Origin of the sequence: Streptomyces hainanensis (genome assembly GCF_004348415.1) — a bacterium.
In the GTDB taxonomy this organism is placed as follows: domain Bacteria; phylum Actinomycetota; class Actinomycetes; order Streptomycetales; family Streptomycetaceae; genus Streptomyces; species Streptomyces hainanensis.
This window is the reverse complement of record NZ_SMKI01000462.1, coordinates 1-6051: the sequence shown is the minus strand read 5'-3', so window position 1 is coordinate 6051 and position 6051 is coordinate 1. Positions and strand designations below refer to the sequence as shown.

Genomic DNA, 6051 nt, shown 5'->3' with positions numbered 1-6051 from the left:
GGGTGGGGTCAGGAGGCGGGGAGCGCCAGCCGGTAGCCGACGCCGCGGACGGTTTCGACGAGCCCGGGCCGGCGCAGCTTGGCCCGGAGTGAGGCGACGTGCACCTCGAGGGTGCGCCCGGTGCCCTCCCAGCTGGTCTGCCAGACGTCGCTGATGATCTGCTCCCGGCGGAAGACGACGCCGGGGCGCTGGGCCAGCAGTGCCAGCAGGTCGAACTCCTTGCGGGTGAGCGCTATCTGCCGGCCGTCCACCGAGACCTGGCGGGTGGCGAGCTCCACTGTGACGGGGCCGAGGTTGAGCACCCCGTCGGGCGCGGGCTCCGGCCCCGAGGGCTCCTCGTCGGCGCTCCTGCGGCGGCTCACCGCGTGTATCCGGGCCAGCAGCTCGCCGGTGTCGTAGGGCTTCACGACGTAGTCGTCGGCCCCCAGATTGAGGCCGTGGATACGGGACCGGACGTCGCTTCGCGCGGTCACCATGATCACCGGCACCGAGGCGACGCGGCGGATCCGGCCGCAGACCTCGAAGCCGTCCACGTCGGGCAGGCCGAGGTCGAGCAGCACGACGTTGAAGGTGCGGTCCCGCACCAGCGTGATGGCCTCCTCGCCGCCACGCGCGCGGACCACGTCGAAGCCGTGTCTGCTGAGCACGGCGACCAGGGCGGCGGCGACATGCTCGTCGTCTTCGACCAGCAGGAGTCTCACCCGCGCATCCCTTCCACAGCTGTTGAAGCGTATCCCCGCATCCATGCCGATGGACGTGGGTGGCGTCAAGGGGGTGAAGACGAGCTGAACGCTTCCGTTACCCGGACCTCACCGAACGGCGCGACATGATCACTTTTGGCAACGAGACCGCGATCACATCGTGACCCTCAAGTTCCGCTCAGATGTGCTGACGCTCCTCGTTAACGCTGGCTAAGGTCCCGTCAACCGACGAGGACGGAGCAAAGCCACGATGAGCAATGTGCCGCTGACCAAGGATGCCGCTGAGGAGGCTGCGCCCCTGGCGGAAGACCTTGTCGTCCTGGACAGCGTGAACAAGCACTTCGGTGCGCTGCACGTGCTCCAGGACATCAATCTGACGATCAAGCGCGGTGAAGTGGTCGTCGTGATCGGCCCTTCGGGTTCCGGCAAGTCGACCCTGTGCCGGACCATCAACCGCCTGGAGACCATCGACGACGGGTCGATCACCATCGACGGTGACTCGCTGCCCGACGAGGGGCGCGGTCTCGCCCGACTGCGTGCCGACGTCGGCATGGTCTTCCAGTCCTTCAATCTCTTCGCGCACAAGACCGTGCTCGAGAACGTGATGCTCGGTCCGATCAAGGTCAGGCGTCAGAACAAGGACGAGGTCCAGGCTCGGGCGCGGAAGCTGCTCGACCGGGTGGGTGTCGGCTCGCAGGCCGACAAGTACCCGGCGCAGCTCTCGGGCGGTCAGCAGCAGCGGGTGGCGATCGCCCGGGCGCTGGCCATGGAGCCGAAGGTGATGCTCTTCGACGAGCCCACCTCGGCGCTCGACCCGGAGATGATCAACGAGGTCCTCGAGGTCATGCAGCAGCTGGCCAGGGAAGGGATGACGATGGTCGTCGTCACCCACGAGATGGGCTTCGCCCGTTCCGCCGCCGATCGTGTGGTGTTCATGGCGGACGGCCGAATTGTCGAGGAAGCCACTCCCCACCAGTTCTTCGACAACCCCCGCAGCGACCGGGCCAAGGACTTCCTCTCGAAGATCCTCAAGCACTGACGCTGGATTCGCATTCGCGACCGAGCCCGGTCGCCCACGGACCCGCACCACCTTTTCGACAACAAGGGATTACGCAATGAGACTCCGCAAGGCAAGCGCGCTGGCCGCCTCCGTTCTCGCTCTCTCGCTCGCCGCCACGGCGTGCGGCTCCAGCGACGACGAGGGCGGCGACGGTGGGAGCGACGGCGCGGGCAGCGGCGGCGGCGACAGCATCACCATCGGCATCAAGTTCGACCAGCCGGGTCTCGGTCTCCAGACCCCGGACGGCGACTACGCCGGCTTCGACGTGGACGTCGCCACCTACATCGCGGGCGAGCTCGGCTACGAGCCCGACCAGATCGAGTGGGTCGAGTCGCCGAGCGCCGAGCGGGAGAACCTGCTCAGCCGCGGCGATGTCGACTTCATCGCGGCCACCTACTCGATCACCCCCGAGCGCGAGGAGCAGGTCAGCTTCGCGGGCCCGTATCTCCTGGCCCACCAGGACCTGCTGATGCGGGTGGGCGAGACGGTCTCGTCGCCTGACGAGATCAACGAACTGACCCTCTGTTCCGTCGCCGGTTCCACCTCCGCGCAGAACGTCCAGAACGACTTCGCGCCGGACGCCCAGCTCCTGGAGATGGGTACGTACTCCGAGTGCCTGACCGGCCTGGAGAACGGCACGGTGGACGCTCTGACCACGGACGACTCGATCCTCGCCGGTTACGCCTCGCAGGAGGCCAACCAGGGCAAGTTCGAGCTGGCCGGCCTGGAGCTGAGCAACGAGAACTACGGCGTCGGCATCCCGAAGGACGACACCGAGCTGCAGCAGCAGATCAACGACGCGCTCACCAGCATGGTCGAGTCGGGTGCCTGGGACCAGGCCGTGGAGGACAACTTCGGCCCCGCCGGTTACGAGGCCGAGGCCGCGCCCGCGATCGGGGAGATCGTCTGACCCACCGGGTCCCCCCGCGGCGCGCCGCCTCGACCGGCGGCGCGCCGCGCCCATTCCGCACCCCCTAGTCGAGACTGAGAGACTCCGTGTTCGACTTCCTAGATCTCGAACAGTACGACCTGTTCGGCGCGTTCTGGACGACGGTGCAGCTCACCGTCTTCTCCGCGATCGGCTCGCTCATCTGGGGCACGATCCTTGCGGGCATGCGGGTCAGCCCGGTCCCGATCATGCGCTCCTTCGGCACGGCCTACGTGCACATCTTCCGCAACACACCGCTGACCCTGATCATCGTCTTCTGCTCGCTGGGCCTGTACCAGACGCTGGGCATGACGATGTTCGCCGAGGGGAACGTCGACACGATCGGCTTCCGGTTGGCCGTCCTCGGCTTCATCGCCTACACCTCGACCTTCGTCTGTGAGGCGCTGCGCTCCGGCATCAACACGGTGCCGGTGGGCCAGGCGGAGGCCGCCCGTGCCCTGGGGCTCTCCTTCACCCAGGTGCTGCGCATCGTGGTGCTGCCGCAGGCGTTCCGCTCGGTGGTGGCCCCGCTGGCCAACGTGCTCATCGCCCTCACCAAGAACACAACGGTGGCAGCCGCCATCAGCGTCGCCGAGGCCGCGGCCCTGATGCGGACCATGATCGAGAACGAGGCCAACCTCATCCCGATCGCCCTGCTGTTCGCCATCGGGTTCATCATCCTGACCCTTCCGACCGGACTTCTCCTCGGCTGGCTGGCCAAGCGTGTGGCGGTGAAGCGATGACCAATCTCTCCGTTCTCTACGACGCCCCCGGCCCCCGGGCCAAGCGGCGGAACGTGCTCTACGCCGTGCTGTTTGTTGCCGTGCTCGGCGCCTTCTTCTGGTGGGTTCTCCAGACGATGGCCGACAAGAATCAGCTCGACGCGGAGAAGTGGGACGTCTTCGTCACCGACTCCCGGATCTGGACCACCTTCCTGTGGCCAGGACTCCAGAACACGCTGATCGCGGCGAGCCTGTCCCTCGTCATCGCGCTGCCGCTCGGCGTCCTCTTCGGCATCGGCCGGCTCTCCGACCACTGGTGGATCCGCCGGCCCTGCGACGTCATCGTGGAGTTCTTCCGGGCCGTCCCGGTGCTGCTGATGATGATCTTCGCCAACGCGGCGTACGCGGAGTGGTCGAACATCGACCGCGACGTGCGGCCGCTGTACGCGGTGGTGACCGGCCTGGTGCTCTACAACGCCTCGGTGCTCGCCGAGATCGTGCGGGCCGGCGTGCAGACGCTGCCGCGCGGACAGGGTGAGGCGGCGCGGGCCATCGGCCTGCGCAAGGGGCAGACGATGGTCTTCGTCCTGTTGCCCCAGGCGGTGACGGCGATGCTGCCGGCGATCGTCAGCCAGTTGGTGGTCATCGTGAAGGACACCACGCTCGGCGGCGCCATGCTCGGCTACAGCGAACTGCTGACCAACGCGCGTCTGGTGTCCACCAACTACGCGAACACCATCGCCGCCTACACGGTGGCCGCGCTGATCTTCATCGCGCTGAACTTCCTGCTCACCAGCCTGGCCTCCTGGCTGGAGAAGCGGCTTCGGCGCGGGAAGCGCGGCACGGGCACGGTCGTCAAGGTCGACCCCTCGGGCCTGATGGACCAGCCCGGTGGGGTGGCGCTGACGCCCGACGTCAGCGTGCCGGAGCCCCGGGCCGTGGCGACGACCGGGGCCTCCCCGGACTCGGCCAGGACCGATGTGACGAGCTAGTGGATCATCGCGGATCGGGACGGACTTGACGCCCGATCAGCCGCTGGGTTGCATACGTGGTGTGCTGCCCGTGATCATTGCCGGCGCGGGCCCGATCGGGCTCGCGCTGGCGCTTGCCCTGGCCGGGCAGGGCGTCCCCTCCGTGATAGTCGACGGCGGAGAGGGGCCTGCCCCGAAACGCCTCGCCCGTACTTGTGTGCTCCCGCCCGACCTGGCCAGATGGGCCGCGCTGCCGGGCCTCGGCCAGGACACCGCGGCGTGGACCGCCTGGCGGACCACCCTCCGCGGGCGCGACGTCCTGCGCCACGAGTTCCCGGAGCGTGCCGAGCCGCGCCATGTGCCCCAGCACGTCCTGGAGGCGGCGCTGCGGGAGGCGGCCGGCCACGAGGACCTGATCCGGATCGCCGGCGGGCACCGGCTCACGGACCTGGAGCAGCACGACCGCGAGATCCTGGCGCACACCGTGCGCCGGGCGCCCGAGGGGCAGCGCGGCCAGGCCAGGACCTTCCGGGGCAGCTACTTCGTCGGCTGCGACGGTGCCCGCTCCACCGCCCGCAAGCTGCTGGGCATCGCCTTCCCCGGCCGCACCGGAGTGGAGCGCTACGCGGTGGCCGCGCTCCGTGCCGAGCTGCCCTGGCCGGGGGAGGCCGGGCTGCACCGGGGCGTGCCGCACGCCGAGGTCATCGCCAGGCCGCTGGCCGGCGACCGGTGGCGGCTGGACTGGCCGCTGCCGCCCGACGACGGCCTGGTCACCCCGGACGCCATGCTGGAGCGGGTGCATTCCGCGCTCACCACCTGGCACGACGGCGAACTCCCGCCCTACGAGCTGCTGGACGCGGGCGTGCACATCTGCCACCAGCGGCTGGCCCGCCGCTGGCGGGCCGGCCGCGCCTTCCTCGCCGGCGACGCGGCGCATCTGCTCGGGGCGCTCGGCACCCAGCAGGTGGCCGAGGGGCTGCGGGACGTGGACAACCTGGCCTGGAAGCTGGCCATCGCCTGCCGGGAGGGCGACGCCGAGGCCCTGCTCGACAGCTACGAGGCCGAGCGCAGGACCGCCGTCGCGGACCGGCTGCGGGCGGTCGACCAGGCGCTGCCGCTGGTGCGTGGCGGCGGGCTCACCTCCCGCCTCGCCGGGCGCGGCCGGGGTCGGCTCACGCTGCTCGCCGACGGCCACCTGGGCCGCGGCACGCTGGGGGCGCCGGCCGGCTACCCGGCCTCCCCACTGGCCCGCCCCGCGCCTCGGGCCACCGTGACCGAGCCGACCGGAACGCTCGTCGGCGACGTGCGGGTGACCACCCTGGACGGAGCCCAGAGCTATCTGCGGCAGCGGCTCGGCGGCCCGCTGCTGCTGGTGCTGACCGCACCGGGATCGCGGGTCTGGGACGCCAGGCACTGGCTGACGGCCGGGCTGATGCCCCGACTCGCCGTGACGGTCGGCAGCCTGCCGCTGCCGGCGGAGCTGATGGTCACCGAGGAGTACCCGGGCGCCGGCGCCCACACGCTGCTCGTCGTCCGCCCCGACGGGCACCTGGCCGCCTCGCTGCCGGGCTCCGACCTGGCGGGCCTGGCCGAGTGCGTGCGCGGCCTGCGCGGCGCCACCGGAGCCTGAACGCCACCGTTGACCGAAGGCCCCTGCCCCGCCCCGGGC

The 6051-nt window shown here is 70.2% G+C and carries 6 protein-coding genes; 5 read left to right on the top strand and 1 reads right to left on the bottom strand.

The window, feature by feature from the left end:
- Window positions 1-8 precede the first annotated feature (8 nt).
- The gene (locus tag E1283_RS30120) at window positions 9-701 is read right to left on the bottom strand and encodes a response regulator transcription factor (protein WP_132821339.1); all 693 of its coding nucleotides are present in this window, start codon (window positions 699-701) and stop codon (window positions 9-11) included.
- A 250-nt stretch (window positions 702-951) separates the two neighbouring features.
- On the opposite strand from E1283_RS30120, the gene E1283_RS30115 reads away from it, so the two are divergent.
- From E1283_RS30115 to E1283_RS30095, 5 genes are all read left to right on the top strand, one after another.
- Window positions 952-1740 carry an amino acid ABC transporter ATP-binding protein gene (locus E1283_RS30115; protein WP_132821338.1) on the top strand — a complete coding sequence of 263 codons (789 nt, stop codon included), beginning with the start codon at window positions 952-954 and terminating at the stop codon, window positions 1738-1740.
- Between the two features lie 76 nt (window positions 1741-1816).
- Entirely contained in the window at window positions 1817-2671 is an 855-nt protein-coding gene (locus E1283_RS30110; protein ID WP_132821337.1) for a glutamate ABC transporter substrate-binding protein, read from the top strand.
- A gap of 86 nt (window positions 2672-2757) precedes the next feature.
- On the top strand, window positions 2758-3432 hold the full coding sequence (locus tag E1283_RS30105; RefSeq protein WP_132821336.1) for an amino acid ABC transporter permease: 675 nt from the start codon (window positions 2758-2760) through the stop codon (window positions 3430-3432).
- Window positions 3429-4403 carry an amino acid ABC transporter permease gene (locus tag E1283_RS30100; protein ID WP_132821335.1) on the top strand — a complete coding sequence of 325 codons (975 nt, stop codon included), beginning with the start codon at window positions 3429-3431 and terminating at the stop codon, window positions 4401-4403. The genes E1283_RS30105 and E1283_RS30100 overlap by 4 nt, the downstream gene beginning before the upstream one ends.
- 61 nt (window positions 4404-4464) lie before the next feature.
- The gene (locus E1283_RS30095) at window positions 4465-6012 is read left to right on the top strand and encodes an FAD-dependent monooxygenase (RefSeq protein WP_132821334.1); all 1548 of its coding nucleotides are present in this window, start codon (window positions 4465-4467) and stop codon (window positions 6010-6012) included.
- Window positions 6013-6051 lie beyond the last annotated feature (39 nt).

Bases quoted from the DNA above. Each gene is read 5' to 3' on its own strand.
- E1283_RS30115 (WP_132821338.1), top strand. From the start codon at position 952: ATGAGCAATGTGCCGCTGACCAAGGATGCCGCTGAGGAGGCTGCGCCC.
- E1283_RS30110 (WP_132821337.1), top strand. From the start codon at position 1,817: ATGAGACTCCGCAAGGCAAGCGCGCTGGCCGCCTCCGTTCTCGCTCTC.
- E1283_RS30100 (WP_132821335.1), top strand. From the start codon at position 3,429: ATGACCAATCTCTCCGTTCTCTACGACGCCCCCGGCCCCCGGGCCAAG.